Here is a 17,148-nt window from a genome sequence, read left to right as displayed (position 1 = left end):
AAGGGCTAAAGATATAGATATACAAGCAGTAGAAAATAGATTAATAGAATTAGGTTTCTATGAATAAAACCTACCTTAATTGGTGGGTTATTTATATGGATTGTTTTTAATGTATTCTTGAGCCTTACCTTGATTACCACCTGCAGCATTTATTGCTTCATATTGTTCAACGATTTTATAATCAAAGTCTTTACCTAGACCATTTGCTATGTTCGTGCGTGCAGTTTGTATAGTGCCATCATATTCTTTTTGTTCTCTACTTCCCTCAAGTAATGCATCTCTATTTAGTGTCATAAGTCTGAATGCATAATTTTTATCAGATAAGTGTGGTAAATATTCGGGCTTTTCTTCTGACACTTCGTTGTTATCCTCTGCTATTTGTTCACTATTCATACTAGTATCGTTTTCGACAGTTTGATGTTGTTCATTAACACTGGTTGATACATCATCCTTTTTTGCTATTGTGTTCTCATATACCATAAACGCAGCAAAAGATAATCCTATCATCAAAATAGCTATAACTAATAAAGACATTATAATTTTTAAAATATTCATTTAATCCATCCCCCTTAAATTTCGAACTTCCATTATTATAATATTACTCTATTACTACAATACTATCTAGATTATTTTTATGATAAACTATAGTTAGATTTGATTTCTCTTACTAACGTTATCAAATTTTATATCGTTATCTAATAACCTGTCACAATAGTGATGGGGATATTTTTTGTTCGCTTTTATGTTCTATCTTTTACTCAATTAAATTTTAGTGTAATATTTAATTAATTTAATATAAGGGGTGGTCATAACGAAGCCAAATACAATATTTAAAATAGACATTTTGCACGAAACTGAGAATCCACAATAGTTATTCGGTATCATCAAGGGAAGTAAGAATATTAAAAGGGGAAATTAAAAATGAGAATAGAAGATATTGAATTAAAAAAATTAAAAAGAGAAGAAGAATATTTAGATGAAATATTAAGTAAAGAATTCAACAAAAAGTCTAAAGGCATGGATCAAGTTGAAAAAGAAAAATTAATAAATGATATGAAAGATTTTACTGATAAATTTATTGATGAATATTATGTTAGCGAAAAAGATGCTATGGAATATGATTTGTTAGAAGGTATAAAAAAGGAAATCAAAGATTTAGAACTAACAAATCGTGTAACTAAAGCAACCATTAATCATTATTTTTTAAAAAATGATGACCCAAATAATACTATTGAAATAGATAATATCGTTAGAGGTAAAGTGGCAGCTAAAACAGCAGGTAAGACTGGTGCGAAATTCGGAAAGTTTTTGGGACGAAAAGTAAAAGAAGGTGCAGTAAACCTTTATAATAATAAAGACGAAATATTTGAAAAAGCTGTAAGTTCTGTCCAAGATAAGAAAAATAAAACTGAAGCTGAATATGATAGGTACAAAAGAAGATACTCTAATTATTCTGCTGATGAATTAAAAGAGATTATATTAGATGAAAGCAACAGTACTATAAAAAGAAGGGCTGCAAAAGATGCATATGACGAATTATAAATAATAGAGAGTCTTTAAGACTCTCTATTTCCCTAATATTAACTATTATTTACTTCTTTTTGACAAGATTTACAAATGCCATTTCTTTTGTCACTTTTAGTTCTATTCTCATAAAACTGATTCAACCTTTTTTCTTCCCCACATCTTGAACAAACTTTAGTTAATGCTGCTGGCATAATATCCCCTCCTTATTTAGTAATTGTATTATACATTATTGCATAGGAAAGCGCTATAATAATTTGAATTATATTATTTCTACAATACAATCCATATTCATTCTAATCTTCTCCTTATCTTTAATAATTTCTAATTTATTCTTTTCACTATCAAACTTCTTTATCTCACATTCAATCGTTTTGTAATATCCATTTTCCCAATACTTAATCGTGGCTGGTGGATCATAAAATAATTTCTGCGTTAACACATCATTCAAATCACGTAAGGCCAATTCATCTAAGATAGGCTTATCTGTCTTACTTTGGTCTTCGATAAAACCGTTAATCGTTTCATATTGTTGTGGCATTGTTGCAAATGGTGCCCACTTAATCATCTTGCGACCTTCTGGAATGTTACTGTTTAAATACTTTTTAGGTATTTTGCGATAGTCAGTTTCATATTTATAAGGTTCTGGCATATCAGGGTTAATGATTTTCATTTCAAACACCTCAAGTATAATTAGTAATTTCATTATACGAACAAGTGTTCTGTTTTGTAAAGGGATAATGTCATATTGCATTAGCAGGTGATGACGTCTCATTTCTGTCTTTTATGGTACAATTTGAGGTATTAAACTTCTAAAATGGGATTAATTTATGCAATATATAAATGCAGTAGAACAAGATTTAATTTAAAAAGTGAATTTATTTAAAGATGACTTTTTAGGTAAAAATAGAGAAAGTAAAGACGAAATTTTAGACGATAATTATAGGCAAGCACTGGTAGATATTTAAAAACAAGAAGGAAATAATTTTATAGTAGTTGAAAAAGAGGATGATATTGTAGCCTGATGTCAATTAATAATTATCCCAAGTCTATCTAGAGGTGGCATTAAAAGAGCCCAAATATAATCTGTTAGAGTTAAATATAATTTAAGAGGTCAAGGTATTGGTAAAGAGATCATAAGAGAAGTAATTCATATGGTCAAAATTGAAGGATGTGTATTGATTCAACTAACAACAGATAAACAAAGAATAGAAAAACATAAGTTTTATGAAAAATTAGGATTTGAATCGTCTCACTATGGTTATAAATATTATCTATGATAATTCATCAGTTAAATTACAGATCACATAATAAGTGCTGAACTATCCTTCTCTCATTGTGATTTGAAAGCCTCGAAATACTTTTATGTGGGTAGTTATAGGCTAACTTGTCTAGAAATCGCTTTGAGTGAAGTCAAGTATATACATTATTCCGCTGAATATTGTATTATTAAGATAAAAAGGTGAAGAAAATGCATGAAGAAAACTTAAGAATAACCATCGTGCTAATTGTTGTGAGTATGATTGCAATACTATCATTTGGTTTAGTCATAGGGCAGTTGGTAGATAAAGAATACATATATGAAACTTTGGAAATTATAATATTATTTATAGGATTATTTGCCACATTTGGTGGTGCTTATTTAGGTGCTAAAATAGCAGGTGATAAAGCTTTAGAAATATCAAATGAAGATAAAGCTGGTAAAATAGAACATATAAAAAAGAAATATATTCTTTATTTATCAAATTTTAAAGATATAGTTGTGAGATTAAGACCAGATTATACATTCTATCACGAGGCAGTTCACTCTAAGCCAGTCTTTATTATTGATGATATTAAAGAATTGTTTGAAAGTCATGATAATGACTTGATAAAATTAAAAGAAAATTTAAATGATTTATTTTTTGATAGTGATTTATATTATTTTGAAAAGAAATATGAAGATATGTACCAATCTCTATTAGATTTTCACAAAACAATAAATGTGTTAGTTGCATATAATGATATTTACAAAGAGGTTGGTTTTAAGCAAGAAGGTTTTGATGAAGAGTCACTTAACAGATTAAATACTTCATTTGATATAATGAAAAATATTGAAAAAAATCACAAAATTATTTTACAGTTTACACCTTTTATTAATAATCGAAAAGTATAAATTTAAAAAGAGTATAAATTAAAAGTCGTTACCCCAAATAATACCGATTTTCTCAATTTATACATTTCAAGCACAATCACTAATGCAATCAAAACGTTGTTATATCAATACTTATAGCATATTTTAAATATTTTAATTATCGTTTTAATGAACTCCCGCCGTCTCCATATCAAAAGGCTTAGCCATTGTGGCTAAGCCTTTTTTGTATTTAAGTTGATATTTATTTCAAATCTCAATGTTGCACGTAATTGATATCGTTTATTTTAATCATAATTCGAGTTCCATCATGATTCCTTCGTTTGTTTTTATAAATCCATTTTTTGTATAAAAATTTGCTGCTAGTCCTCCACCTGTAATCAGAAAAATTTTATATATTCCACTAAGTTTGAGTGAATTAGAGACAGAATTTATTAATTTTTTAGGTTCTGTTGCAAAGTTGAATTTATAGTATAATTTTAACAAAAAGGAGTCTTCTGTATGAACTATTTCAGATATAAACAATTTAACAAGGATGTTATCACTGTAGCCGTTGGCTACTATCTAAGATATGCATTGAGTTATCGTGATATATCTGAAATATTAAGGGGACGTGGTGTAAACGTTCATCATTCAACGGTCTACCGTTGGGTTCAAGAATATGCCCCAATTTTATATCAAATTTGGAAGAAAAAGCATAAAAAAGCTTATTACAAATGGCGTATTGATGAGACGTACATCAAAATAAAAGGAAAATGGAGTTATTTATATCGTGCCATTGATGCAGAGGGACATACATTAGATATTTGGTTGCGTAAGCAACGAGATAATCATTCAGCATATGCGTTTATCAAACGTCTCATTAAACAATTTGGTAAACCTCAAAAGGTAATTACAGATCAGGCACCTTCAACGAAGGTAGCAATGGCTAAAGTAATTAAAGCTTTTAAACTTAAACCTGACTGTCATTGTACATCGAAATATCTGAATAACCTCATTGAGCAAGATCACCGTCATATTAAAGTAAGAAAGACAAGGTATCAAAGTATCAATACAGCAAAGAATACTTTAAAAGGTATTGAATGTATTTACGCTCTATATAAAAAGAACCGCAGGTCTCTTCAGATCTACGGATTTTCGCCATGCCACGAAATTAGCATCATGCTAGCAAGTTAAGCGAACACTGACATGATAAATTAGTGGTTAGCTATATTTTTTACTTTGCAACAGAACCAAAAGTATGCTGTCGAGTATAAAAAATACGACTAGCATGAGTATGAAATATTTAAATAAATGCATTAGAAGTTCTCTCCCTCATTTTCTTTCTTTTTAAGTTTGTTATCCAAAAACATAATCATAAATATGATAATGATATAACCGACAATAAACCACGTATTCAAACCTTTATCCAATTGCCAATACATGAGGGTAAACATCGCAATTGATAGAATAAGTTTTATAGAAAACACAAGCCATCTCATCATTTTTTAATTTCCAATATTTTTATTCCCTCTGATTCTTTAGGTTCTTCGAAGAAACTAGTTACATAATTAAAAGTATCTTCTGTGTCAAAATCCTTTCTTTCTGGTTCTTCTTTTTGTCTTTGTTTTATTTGTTCTAAGCATTTTTGATTATTAACATTTAGATATATAAGCTCATGTTTCGCATTGATTTCATTTGCTATATTTAATAACCATTGCCTTTGATTTTTAGTGTTCCCTGGAAAATCCATTACTACGTTTGATCCTACATTTAATATGTTTTGTATGTGTTTTTTTATTAGTGGTTGTATTTGTTTTGAAAAAAATTGATAATCTTCAAATGTCTTAATTTTCTTTGGATATAAACTTTCAAGCCATTCATCTTCTGATAATAGTACTGCGTTTTTATCTTTTTTTAATTCTCTCGATTTTGTTGTTTTTCCTGCACCCATTTTTCCTGATAAGAAATATAAAGTTCCTAAATTATTCAAATTGATGAGCCCCTTAGTTTTGGTTTTTAAAACCGATTTTCTATCTTGATCCTATATAGAAAAATCACATTAGTATTATAAACTTTAAATTCAAAAGTGAAGTAGTCAGTTGAACTAATATTTTAGCAACTGTATGATGATAACTTAATAATATATTACTATAATTAGTACTGCTTGTGGACAGACTTAATTAAAAATTGTTGTTAGTTTTATATTGAGAAATCACATGAAGTTATAGAAAAGTGAAAATGGCATAGAAATCTTGTAAGAGCATAAGGAAATACAATGCCACTGACGTGTCAATCAGCATAGCTGATGTATTTTCCTTACCATTCCTTTGTCATTTGATATCGCTATAAATACTGTTATAACAGCGTTTATAGCACATTTACATTAGACAATAATGCATTAAAAAATTTTTATTCTATAAATTACGAATGGCATTGTTAATGTGAACCCTAATCCTATAGATAAAGCCTATTTAAAGAGCTTCAGAGACCCTTTTATTCTAATAGAATAAAGAATTTTGAAGTTTTATTCTATTAGAATAAGCTATTTTTGAAAAAATGAAATATCAAAAGCAATAAAGGAAACCGCAAATTTTTTATGTTGAATTTTACGTTTTTTAAATTTATAAGGAGCTGTTTTGGTATAAAGAATTAGAAGTTTATTCACTAATGATTTTTTTAATCTCTTCTTTTTAAAAATCATTTTTGATATTTGATTATGTGCAAACGTGATGCAAAAGAAAGATAACCGTCTATTATTTTAATTGAAAATATCACATTTATTACTGCTATCAAGTAATTATATTCAACAACCTATCATGTATATTTTTCCAATCACCGTATAGATTCACGGTACATACTTTAAAGCTAAATTGATGTATAGTTCCATCAAATGAAATCTCTTTATTGACTTCTGGGTACAACAATATACCAGTTTGCTTTAAGTTGCGACATTTATAATCATTCATCAAGTAAGAGAATACTTGATATACGTGCTCACTATTAATGCTTTCTTTGTTAAATGACTGCTTTAATGCAGTGTGATAAAATTTTGTATCTAGAATTATTTTTTCGTCTAGCGATTCAATAGATATATCAGTTCTCATTTCAGGTAAGGCTGATTCTAATGTTCCACTAGATGCCCAATGAAATTTTTCACTCCGCACTGTACAGTTTGAAAGTTCAAGCGCATAGAAGTTTCTAACGAACTTTTCAAACAAGCGTGCAAGTTCCTTATGATCTCGTGTGAAATCGTTGAAATAATCATGACTTTCGGATTCATGTAATAAAAGTTTCGTCCAAATAAAACGACATAGCAACATAATGAATTTATAATGATAGTTGCTTTTATGGTAAATAAAATGTTTGAAATCTTGTTCTTTGATTTTAATATCTGAAACTAAATTGAAATAGGATAAAATACGTTTAAGTTCAATTTTATATTTAGGTTCTAAAGTTTCATATTGAAGTAAAGTTATGATGATTCTTTTAATTATTTGATTGTATAAAGTATCAATCGTTAATTCATCAGGCTCAATATGCATCTTTCCTTGTTTAAAAGAGAAATTTTTGATTGATTCGGTAAAGTTAGTCTTACCTCTTAAGATACCTGAGACTTGTTGAACTTCTTTATACTCTTTATAGATACCTTTTTTAATTAATGATTTAAGTTTAGAAATTAATACAAAGCACAAAAGATTAGTTAAATCTTTTTCGTCTCTTTGAGATACAGTTATCAATTTGTGTTCTTGTGGATAGCCCCAAGAATAAACAAGCATATAGTAAATATTTTTAATGGGTATTCTACTTATATTTATTTGTGAGGTCATGAATTCTGTCCTCCTCATCAAACCAATATTCGTTTAGCAATGGTTCTATTTCTAGTTTTAATATTCGGTTGAACCATGTGTTCTCATCCTGAACAAATTCAGTGGGTGTGAAGAAACTATGTCCAATTTCAAACCCTTTACCAAGGTTTATAGTATCTTCTAATATCGCCTGATTCACTTCATTTAATAATAATATGATTTTTTCTACAAAGTCATTGGATACGCCATTACCTTGCAAGAATTCTTTAAAGGGCTCTGTATTATGACCAGGTTTAAGGTTAATAAATGAAAATCTACGACGTAAGGCATAATCAACCATAGCTAATGAGCGGTCTGCCGTATTCATTGTTGCTATAATGAACACATTGTCAGGAATATAAAATTTATCGTTTTGATTAGTGCTATATGTTAGTTTAATTGCATTTTTAGAGCCACGTTTGTCCTTTTCCATTAACATCATAACTTCACCAAATATTTTTGATAAATTTCCTCGGTTGATTTCATCTATTATAAAATAATAATTATCCTTTTTATTTTGTTTAGCTTTTTGGCAAAAGTTATAAAATGTACCATCTTGAAGAGAAAACGATCCTTGATTATCTGGTTTATATCCTTGAATAAATTCTTCATAAGAGTATGATTGATGAAACTGAATCATTTCAATATTTTCAGCTTGTACTTTTCCCATATGGAAATAGGCTAACTTTTTAGCTATAAATGTTTTACCTACGCCTGGTGGACCTTGAAGTATTATATTTTGTTTATAGTTTAATGATTCAAGAATATCTTCAATGTCATCGATTTCCATAAATAAATCGCTCGAATTATTCTCCAAAGTATAACTATTTTCTGATGAAGTTACATTGACTGCAAGATCGTCGTTATCAGTTTGAGTGATACATCTCTCAATCAGTGTGTTTACTACTTCTTCATATGGTGTGATTTTGGTTAGAAATTTGAAACTGATACCTAAATTTTTAAAATTCCAGTTTCCATGTTCTAACCATTCGACTTCTCTATATGAACCCAGTTCTTTTGAGTATCTATAACCAGATATAATGGTTGCTACACCTACAATAGAATGAGTGCTATCTTTAAGAAATACAGTATCATTTTCTTTCATTTCGTAGGCAAATTGATAGTTTGCTAAAGTATCGTTGGTTGGATTGGCTGTAAAAGCAAAAACTTCCGTAAGTTTCTTTTTAATCGATCTTTTTGAAGGAAGTTTATTTAAATCTCCAAGTTCTGGCCAGGAGTTAAAAATTTTGTTTTGAGAAGTATATTCTTCCCAAGTTCTGTTTGATTCTAAAGTCAAAACCCAGTAATCCTCTTCAATTGTTGTTTTAGATTCTTTCTCATAGTTTTCATATAAAAAACTGAAAAATTGGTCTAATTCGTAATATATTGGTAAGTCAGTTTGTTTTTGCACTATAGATTCATATTTGTCTACTACGTCATATGCTTTTAATGCTTTTTGAAATTTCAAAAATTTATCTGCATATTTATCTCCTCTTTGAAAGCCTAATTTTAGTTGGAGTACATTTTGCACTGCGACTTTATCACGCTGATTATAGAAACAGAATTCTGTTGGGAATAAATTCCCTAAAATTTCACTTAATATATTGTCTCCAAAACCAAAGAGACGGTAACTCTCATTATGAAGAAAGTTATTCATTTTAATTTCTATAGAATCATCACTATGTACTAAATAGTTAAAAGTGTCTCTATATTTTTGAGTTTCTGCATTGGGCTTACCTAAAGCTCTTGAACGTGCGAGAGGCATGCGAAAAGCATTCAAATGGCTGCCCATTTCTTGAAAATCTTCCCAATGCATTTGATCTATATATCCAGGTTGATGAAATTTTTTGAAATATAAATAACTTTGTTCTAAATACTCAATTTCAGACATGGATATATCTCGATGCTTTTTATAAAATTCAAGATACCTATCGATAATATCTTGGTTCACTTTAGATTCTAAACTTTGTGGAATTTCCCAAAAAGATAGTAGTGTATTAAATTCTTGATCACTCAATTTATAATTTGTTGATTGAGGCGCCTTTAAAATTAATAAATTTTTAGTTTCAGGTACAATTTTCAAACTAGAAATAGATAATTTACCATCTTCCTTAGTCATTTTATGTTCAAGGATTTTAATTTTAGCTGAAGGGTTATCATCATCTGTAGAAAGATGTTCAATTTCTCCTAAAGCAATAATCCCTCCATTATCTTTTTCACCTGCGTTTGAACGCCAAATAAACACTTGATCACCTGACTGTAAATCATCAATAAAATGCTTTTGCTTGATGTTCCAATCAACACTTGAATTTTTAGAAATGTAATCATCCATGTCTTTTATATCTGGGTAAATCGATTGATCAACTTCAAATTTTTTAGGATTCCCTTGAAAAATCCAATAATTCATAGCATTACTCACCTCTAATATTATTTTATCCAATTTTACCATATTTTATTAAAAATTTATTTTTATAATAAGAGAGCTTAGCTAAATTTAAATAACAAGAAAATTTTTATCTGAAAGTTTATTAGATGTATCTATCACCTCCAATAATGAAGGGACTAATATCACATTATGTAATAAACACATTCAAAACAGTTGCTATTTTAATACTCGATAAACTGTAGATCTGCTTACCCCTGTTTGTTTCGCAATTTCTTCCCCAGTAAGTTTTTGTTCATCATATAAGAATTTAATTTCTCTTTTCTTATGATTTGGTAATGAAGGTCTTCCGCCTTTTCGTCCTCTTGCTCTTGCAGCTTCTAACCCTTTTTTCGTACGTTCACTTAATAAGTTAGCTTCAAGTTCCGCAAATGCACTCATCATGGTAAAGAACATTTTACCCATTGCATCTTTGGTCGATACGTTCATATCTATAATATGTAAATCAATATTGTTCTCATCCAACCATTGAGATAACTCAATTAATTGCTTTGTTGTACGTCCAAGGCGATCTAGTTTATAGATAACTAGAATATCTCCTTCACGTAAATAATCCAAACACTTATCAAGTTCCGTTCTTTTTGTTTTGCGACCACTCGCTTTCTCGCTAAAGATACGTTCACAACCATAGTCTTCAAGCGTATCAATCTGTCCATCAAGACTTTGATCTTGTGTTGATACACGTGCATAACCAATTTTAGCCATTTGAATACCACCTCTTTTAAGCATTTTATGGGTACTTACTAATGAAATCTAATTCTCGACGTAAATAAACACGTCTGTCATCATCTGAAAACTCATATTTTTTGATATTTTTGACACATTGATTATAACACAAGTTTATAGACTTAAATATCCAAGAAAAACCTCTTAATTTATAGTTAAGAGGTTTTGTGTCAAAAACGAACGTTTATTTTTTAATATATATAACGATTATTATTATAATGAGTACTATTATTATGTACTTAAATAAATAGATAAATAGAACAAATAACACTAATATTATTATTAAAGATAGAATTGGTAGAATAAGAAGAAAAACGCTATCGTCGTTTTCAAGAATATCAGCCCAAAAAGCCATTAAATACATAAATAAAAATGTTCCACCAAAAGGTATTGCTATTATTAAAAATAAAAGCCATAAAACAAAAATTTTATATCACTCCTTATTTGTCTACTACGTGGGCAAAGAAAAATTCTAGATCTTCGTCTTCAGTAGGTAATATTTCCAGTTCATGTTTATCAATAGCATCTAACATTAATTGTTCTTTTTCAGATAATCTTTTATATATTCTTTCACCTAAAGAATAGTTTCCTTGTTCCATTGGATAATATTGTTGAAAATAATAATATTGCGTGTAATCATCTTGCCCTAACCCTAACCTGTGGATTCTATCCTTAGATTGTAGCAAGTGGACTAAATTGTAGCTGTATTCAAAATAGATTGCATCATGACAACTTTGATGTAGTGAGACGGACTCTGCTAAAGTATGTGGATTGGTAATGAGTATATCTATTTCTTTATTTTTGAATTTATTGATAATTTCAGTTCGTTCTTCTTGGCTTACTGAACCTGAAATCACTTCTACTCTTATGCCCATTTGTTTTAAATCACTTTTTAATTTGTACATCGTTTTAATGAAAATGCACCAAACTATTGCTGTTTTAGATTCACTTACAATTTGATTAACAAGTTTCAGTAGTGCTTCCATTTTAGATGTTCTATCAATTTGATCTACTAAACCTTCTATGTCTTTCGAATAATCTTGATACTCAACAAATTCTTCGTGATTAACACTTAAATCAAGCATATCTTCAAATTCTTTCAAATCTAATGTCTCGAGTAAAAGTGAAGGTGAACTTTCTAACTGCATAATTTTAGCAAACAATGCTAATTGATTAGACTTATACTTTGATAAGATAATTTTGAATAATTCTTGTTCTTCATGACTGGCTTTTATATCAATAATTTGATCTGAGTTTATAGGTGGCACGCCTAGTTCATCTTTTGTAGTTCTTGTAAAAAATGGCTGTATCTTATCATTAATCATTTTGACTTCTGAATCATTAGGATTACTTAATAATGGTATTTCAAAATTGAAGAAATGATTATAATCATATGGGTATAATAAATTCAATAGATTATAAATATCTTTGTAGCCATTAGGAATTGGCGTACCAGTTAACGTTACCATATATTTGGCATTTTCAGTGATTCTTAAGGCAGCTCCTGCTCTCATACCTACAGGGTTTTTAATACGATGAACTTCATCAAATACAACTAAAGTATCTTCAGTAATTAAGTTCTTAATTTCATCTTCTAGAGTATGAAGCACTTCATAGTTGAGTAATATCAACTCTTTATTACCACTTTCATATTTTAATGCCATTTTCTTTTCATTAGATGTATTGAGATCTTTAATATTCAAACAAGTTAATTTTCTGCTGTGACCAAAACAAGATTGATATTCGTTTACCCAAGAACTAAATGCATTCAATGGTCCAATCATTATAATTTTATTTACTTTATTAGTAGTATTTAAATAGGCATACATACCATATACTGTAGATGTTTTTCCAGATCCGGGCACAGAAAAGTTTCCCGATTTTTGCATCATAGTTAAATAAAAAGCATCTTTCATTTGTTTTGTTCTCAATTGTCTTTCTAATGTTTGATTAACTATTTCTTTGAACTCAAGGTATCTTTCATCAAACCTTAAATCATCATTTTTAATATCATTGCCAACTGTATATTTATAATCAATATATGAGTCAATTCTATTAATGTATTGAATAACATTTTCATCAATATTTACACTTAAATTTAATTTATCAGCCAATTTCTTTATTTGCTCAATTACATTATGAATATCTTTATAGTATATATTTCCTCTAAATATAATCTTTGAATCAGTGTAATTTTCTACATGTCTTTTGATACGTAGCTTATATATTCTATGACTAATTACTTTATCTAGTAATTGTTCATTTGTTTCTAATGTTAACTGTTCATTATGATTCATTTGAACCTGAAACATTACCGTACACCTCATTCTTAATGTTCTTAACTTCTTCTTCTAGCATTTCTAAAGAATTTAAGAATTGTGGATAGTCTGACTCATCATTTAATCTCAACACCATCTCAAAATCAATATTTTGCAAAGCATCTATTGCTTTTTCTATTTGATTTTTTGGTGCATTAATACTGTTTCTTTTTTTAACTTTTTCTTGATATTTATCATAAGTATTTCTAAGTTCGTCTCTTAGTTCTTCATCACCACGAACTTCTTTATTAATAAATTCAACAGTTTTTTCCTCTGCACCATCAAATTTTTCTAAGAACTTTTCGCATAATTCTAAGTTATCTTCAATGAATGGTCTGAATTGTGGCGTATTTACTAGATTTTTAATTTTTCGTATATAGCGTGTCATATCAGTATTAGGCTTAGCTGCTATATTAGTAAAAATAATATTTTTTAAATCTTCACGCTCTTCTTCAGTTTTTATTTTATTCAGCACTGCCATTATTTCACCTAATGGACCATCTAAATCCCAGTCACGAGCTAAATAATAATGTTCTGGCATATCAATGAACTCTAAGAACTCGACCATTAGATTTGCACGATCTATCATCTTTTTAACTTCATTAGTTGTTTGTTCGGTGTTTTTAGCATATTCTTCAACTGTAATTAAATTGTTTTTTATAACGTCGTTGTATACGCCAACTAATCTATCTATAGGGTTATATCCGACTCTTTCTTCACGTCCATGTTGTAAATATAACTCTAATAATTTAATTTCTTTCTTACTATCTTGTATGTCTTTACTTATAATAATAGCATCTAAATAATTGAATTTAGAATCTTCTTTACCAAGATCTCTTAAACATGTAAAACGACGATTACCATCAATGACTCGTCCGTCGCTTAATATAACTGCTGGTTCAGTCTGCCCTAACGCTTTAATATTATTCTTTGTTTTTTTAAACGCTTTTTCATCACTTTCTTTAATAAAATCAGCAATGATTTCGTTGTACTCTTCACGGTTACTTAAATCAAATGATTTTAAATGATTATCTGCTTTATATTTACTAATCCAAGTTGCAATTCTATCATTCTGGTCATTGTAATATAGTTTATCTAGTTTAATTTTATATACATCATATGTGTCAGTTATACCATCCACTGTTAATCTAGTCGTCAAATCAGTTTTAATTAATTCATCTGTCTTTATTTTAGTCATTAATATTCAAACTCCTCATAATAGTAATTTAAATCTAAATAAACTTTTTCCATAATTTCATCATAATACATACTAGTTCGTCTAATTGCTTCAATTAATTTATAATACTCGAAATTCATATCGTACTTTTCATTTATAACTTCCGTTAAATCAAAGATATCTATCATTTTTAATTTTGTAACTTCTTCTTCAACTAAATCACTGACACTAAAATCTTCGTCTTTTTTCAGAAGATAGTTTCCACCTATTTTATTACTATATATATTTTCTAAGCCTCTTAAAATAGAACGATAGAATATAGGTTCAAAGCCAAACGAGTCAATTTTTTCATTATCAATAACATCAATTATGGTATTAATCGACCATACTTGCTTATCATTTAATTTTTCTGACACCTTAAGTCTAAAATCCACTAAGATATCTGATGTTAGTCCTATCTCGTTAAGTTTCTTTCTTGTAATGTACTTCTTAGATGAAAATTCCAATAATTCCATTGTTTTATACTTATCATATAACCATGCCCCAAATGAACTTAAATTCCATATTCTTTTATCTATATTTGATAAATCAACAATATCCATATTATGATAAAAATTTTCGTTATAGTAATTGACGCTTGTCTCATATTCACTTTTTAATATATATGATGTGAATGTTTTATAATTCAAATGTTTCAAGATAATTTGTAAGTCTATAATGTCCTGCTCTAACGCTTCTTTTAAATCCTCTATAAACATGAAGTCTCTACCATCAATAATACTTTCGACATATTTAATATGGTCTTCATTAACAGGATCAAAGTTACTTTTAATGTAATCATCAACAATATATTTATCTATATATTTTAGATAGTTGGCTTTGACTGTTTGTTCTTTAACTCCAAATGTTTCGTAATATAACTGTACAAATTCGTCTACATAAAGAGGCGCATGTTCATACATTAAATCTTTTACTTGTTGTTCTCTATCAACATTACCAATTGATATATTAGGCATCCTAGTCAACTCTATATTTAAATCACTTCTTTTTTCACTTGTTCTTCTGATGATATTATGCAGCTCATTCTCATGTTTAATATCAAAGTTTTCCATAAGCAAAGGGTGATACTTAAACAATATTGCTGTTGATATCTCAAGGTTTTTCCATTCATCGAAGTTAATTTCTTCATAAAATAAATCCCAATCGTATGCATCATATTCATAATATCTATGATATTTCTTGCCACGACTTACTGCATTTGAAGTATCACTTAATCTATTTTCTAAATATCTAATATTAATTTCAAATTCTTCTTTATCTAAGCCCAGTTCTTCAAGAAATAAATTAATTATTTCTGATAAATCATCAATATGTAATACATCTTCTCCAAACTCTTCTAACACATAATCAATAATACTTGTTCTCTTTTTAGGAATTATTTTATTGCCAATTTCAATTTTTCCTTTTAATAGTTTATTTCGAATCATAAATTTTAATTGCATGGAAGCTTTATCATCATTAAGAATATCCTTCCATGACTTGATTCCTTTTTCATATCTATTAGATAGGTAGTGGTATAAGTTGTCTTTAAACAACCATTGATATTGTTTATTATCTAAATCATAGTTATTAAACCAATATGCATTCTCATCTTCTTTAAAGGTTTGATTCGTACTATCGATAACCTTTTTAACCACTTGTCTTACTCTTTCCCTAGTAACACCAGTAGCATCACCTATATCTTCTAAGGTCTTACCTTCTAGTCTGAGTTTCATCATTTCTAATATATTTTCATTATAATTCTCAACTACATATGATAATATTGAATGTTTTTTAAAATAGACTTTATCAAGTTCATCAATTGCGATTAAATCTAATTCGATGAGCTCATCAAAATGTTTGTAAATATCTAAATTCATGAAATGTTTACTTAATTCATTACATATTTCATTCTTACTATATACAGATGGGCTTTTTTTCACATATGCATATACTATCTCTTGTGCAACTAGTTCATTAAATTTCAAAGTTTTTATACTTTTATCCATAAATTGGTTTTCTATTAACAAATCTATTTCATGATTAATTGAAAACTGCTCATCTTTCAACACTTCGACAATAGTATTGTTTAAAGTCACCAAAACATTGCTTAATAGATTTTCTCTCATAACTAATAAGTAACTATATGGTGATTTTTTTAAATATAGTCTTGCAATATCACCTATAAAAAATTCATGATTGTTTTGAACAACAACTTGGTTTAAAAGTTTTTCAAGAACAGTATTCAAAGTTTTTTTAGATATACGTGAATTATTTAGCAAGCTATGGTGTGAAGTTGATAGCAAAGTATCTATTTCATTCAGACTGTGTGTAAGCACTAATTTCCTCTCTTTACTAGAAAAAACATGGTCTTCAATATTAATTTCATTCATATATCTGTTTTTAAAAAAGTATTTTATCGTTAAATTAGAAATAGTTTCAGGAATATTCTCATGAATAATTTCCTTAATGTTTTTATTAGTATTTTTACATACTAATTTAAATAAATTTCTATCAACTAGATTTATTTTTTCTCTTACTCGCTTACAAACACTTTGAATTTCATTTATAAGATCATCATCAACGTTTCTAAATTTCTTGATATCCTCGTAACTCAAATCAAGAATTACACCCATTAATTTTATATTATTTATTTTCAAAACACTTAAAATATTTTCATCATTAATCACTTTTTCAATCTCAACAGACCTTAAAGATTCAATAGGCATACCTATTGGAATACTAATATCAACTTCATAACTAGAAATCATATTATCCCTAAATATTTTAATTTCTTGAACAGATTTGGCTCCTAAATTTTTAATATTTTCTAAATCCTCATCAGTTACCCCTTTGAGTTGAGAAGCATAAATATAACCGTTCTTTATTAATTGATTTTTACAACGATTTGATAATCTCAGATCACTTACCTTAATATCATCCATAGAATCCCCCTAACTTTA

The 17,148-nt window shown here is 28.3% G+C and carries 14 protein-coding genes and 1 pseudogene; 4 read left to right on the top strand and 11 right to left on the bottom strand.

Annotation, left to right across the window (positions count from 1 at the left end; translation table 11 throughout):
- Nucleotides 1-87: 87 nt before the first annotated feature.
- Nucleotides 88-555 (bottom strand): hypothetical protein, encoded by a 468-nt coding sequence (locus PYW44_RS00270; RefSeq protein ID WP_103267952.1) that lies wholly within the window; start codon nt 553-555, stop codon nt 88-90.
- A 366-nt stretch (nt 556-921) separates the two neighbouring features.
- On the opposite strand from PYW44_RS00270, the gene PYW44_RS00265 reads away from it, so the two are divergent.
- Complete coding sequence (locus PYW44_RS00265; RefSeq protein ID WP_115075907.1) at nt 922-1,542, top strand: hypothetical protein; 621 nt, start codon at nt 922-924, stop codon at nt 1,540-1,542.
- A 38-nt stretch (nt 1,543-1,580) separates the two neighbouring features.
- On the opposite strand, the gene PYW44_RS00260 is transcribed toward PYW44_RS00265, so the two are convergent.
- Both PYW44_RS00260 and PYW44_RS00255 read right to left on the bottom strand, forming a co-directional pair.
- Nucleotides 1,581-1,718: a hypothetical protein gene (locus PYW44_RS00260; RefSeq protein WP_170166228.1), complete on the bottom strand. Its 138-nt coding sequence runs from the start codon at nt 1,716-1,718 to the stop codon at nt 1,581-1,583.
- Nucleotides 1,719-1,786: 68 nt separating this feature from the next.
- On the bottom strand, nt 1,787-2,197 hold the full coding sequence (locus PYW44_RS00255) for a YolD-like family protein (RefSeq protein WP_115075906.1): 411 nt from the start codon (nt 2,195-2,197) through the stop codon (nt 1,787-1,789).
- Nucleotides 2,198-2,624: 427 nt separating this feature from the next.
- On the opposite strand from PYW44_RS00255, the pseudogene PYW44_RS00250 reads away from it, so the two are divergent.
- From PYW44_RS00250 to PYW44_RS00240, 3 genes and pseudogenes are all read left to right on the top strand, one after another.
- Nucleotides 2,625-2,804: pseudogene (locus PYW44_RS00250) on the top strand (GNAT family N-acetyltransferase); the annotation flags it as partial.
- Nucleotides 2,805-2,995: 191 nt separating this feature from the next.
- On the top strand, nt 2,996-3,679 hold the full coding sequence (locus PYW44_RS00245; RefSeq protein WP_115075904.1) for a hypothetical protein: 684 nt from the start codon (nt 2,996-2,998) through the stop codon (nt 3,677-3,679).
- A gap of 477 nt (nt 3,680-4,156) precedes the next feature.
- Nucleotides 4,157-4,831 (top strand): IS6-like element IS257 family transposase, encoded by a 675-nt coding sequence (locus PYW44_RS00240; protein WP_001106019.1) that lies wholly within the window; start codon nt 4,157-4,159, stop codon nt 4,829-4,831.
- Between the two features lie 122 nt (nt 4,832-4,953).
- Here the strand turns inward: PYW44_RS00240 and PYW44_RS00235 are convergent, their stop codons facing one another.
- From PYW44_RS00235 to PYW44_RS00200, 8 genes are all read right to left on the bottom strand, one after another.
- Complete coding sequence (locus tag PYW44_RS00235; protein ID WP_115075903.1) at nt 4,954-5,139, bottom strand: hypothetical protein; 186 nt, start codon at nt 5,137-5,139, stop codon at nt 4,954-4,956.
- On the bottom strand, nt 5,136-5,627 hold the full coding sequence (locus PYW44_RS00230) for a P-loop nucleotide/nucleoside kinase family protein (RefSeq protein ID WP_115075902.1): 492 nt from the start codon (nt 5,625-5,627) through the stop codon (nt 5,136-5,138). Before PYW44_RS00230 ends, PYW44_RS00235 begins: the two co-directional genes overlap by 4 nt.
- 799 nt (nt 5,628-6,426) lie before the next feature.
- Entirely contained in the window at nt 6,427-7,464 is a 1,038-nt protein-coding gene (locus PYW44_RS00225; RefSeq protein WP_170166231.1) for a 5-methylcytosine restriction system specificity protein McrC, read from the bottom strand.
- A complete protein-coding gene (locus tag PYW44_RS00220; RefSeq protein ID WP_115075900.1) occupies nt 7,439-9,889 on the bottom strand; it encodes an AAA family ATPase in 2,451 nt (816 codons plus the stop codon). Before PYW44_RS00220 ends, PYW44_RS00225 begins: the two co-directional genes overlap by 26 nt.
- Before the next feature lie 195 nt (nt 9,890-10,084).
- Nucleotides 10,085-10,630, bottom strand: coding sequence for a recombinase family protein (locus PYW44_RS00215; RefSeq protein ID WP_115075899.1), 546 nt, complete (start codon nt 10,628-10,630; stop codon nt 10,085-10,087).
- A gap of 461 nt (nt 10,631-11,091) precedes the next feature.
- Nucleotides 11,092-12,963 (bottom strand): DEAD/DEAH box helicase, encoded by a 1,872-nt coding sequence (locus tag PYW44_RS00210; protein ID WP_107517175.1) that lies wholly within the window; start codon nt 12,961-12,963, stop codon nt 11,092-11,094.
- Nucleotides 12,938-14,167, bottom strand: a complete 1,230-nt coding sequence (locus PYW44_RS00205; RefSeq protein ID WP_115075898.1) for a ParB N-terminal domain-containing protein — start codon at nt 14,165-14,167, stop codon at nt 12,938-12,940. Before PYW44_RS00205 ends, PYW44_RS00210 begins: the two co-directional genes overlap by 26 nt.
- Nucleotides 14,167-17,130 (bottom strand): DNA-directed RNA polymerase subunit alpha C-terminal domain-containing protein, encoded by a 2,964-nt coding sequence (locus PYW44_RS00200; RefSeq protein WP_115075897.1) that lies wholly within the window; start codon nt 17,128-17,130, stop codon nt 14,167-14,169. Before PYW44_RS00200 ends, PYW44_RS00205 begins: the two co-directional genes overlap by 1 nt.
- Between the last annotated feature and the right edge of the window lie 18 nt (nt 17,131-17,148).

The organism is Staphylococcus equorum (assembly GCF_029024965.1).
Lineage (GTDB): Bacteria > Bacillota > Bacilli > Staphylococcales > Staphylococcaceae > Staphylococcus > Staphylococcus equorum.
This window is presented reverse-complemented; position numbering and strand designations above follow the sequence as displayed.